Source organism: Xenorhabdus sp. NBAII XenSa04 (genome assembly GCF_963866145.1).
Classification (GTDB): domain Bacteria; phylum Pseudomonadota; class Gammaproteobacteria; order Enterobacterales; family Enterobacteriaceae; genus Xenorhabdus; species Xenorhabdus indica.
This window is the reverse complement of sequence record NZ_CAWMEB010000196.1, coordinates 1-424: the sequence shown is the minus strand read 5'-3', so window position 1 is coordinate 424 and position 424 is coordinate 1. Positions and strand designations below refer to the sequence as shown.

1 protein-coding gene is annotated in these 424 nt (G+C 49.5%); it reads left to right on the top strand.

Features of this window, described 5'->3' with window-relative positions:
- Positions 1 to 424: AMP-binding protein (locus AAC147_RS08115; protein WP_156115454.1), on the top strand; the 424-nt coding region annotated here is incomplete at both ends.

The following is a 424-nucleotide window of genomic DNA, read 5'->3' as shown; positions in this document are numbered from 1 at the left end:
AATACACGCATTTGTTGGAAGAACCGCCCGCTCTGATAGCGGCAGATGATCAGGTCGTGACTGCGGGTCTGCCAGCAGAAAATCCAGCCTTAATCAACCAGCCGGCCGATCTGGCTTATATCATCTACACGTCAGGCACCACCGGTCAGCCAAAAGGGGTGATGGTGGAACATAGCAGTGTTCAGAATCTGACGCAGTTTATTGCCAGAACCCATTTGCTGGCACCACAGGTGAAAGCGCTGTTTTTCTCCAATTATGTGTTTGATGCTTCTGTCTTTGAAGTGTTCCCGGTGCTGATGTCCGGTGCCACCTTGTATATTGCTCCCGCCGCGGTAATCGGAGACAGTGAACAACTGCTGGCGTTTATCAATCAACATAAGCTCACCAAAGCCTTTATTCCTACTGCCTTGATGAACCATTTTTC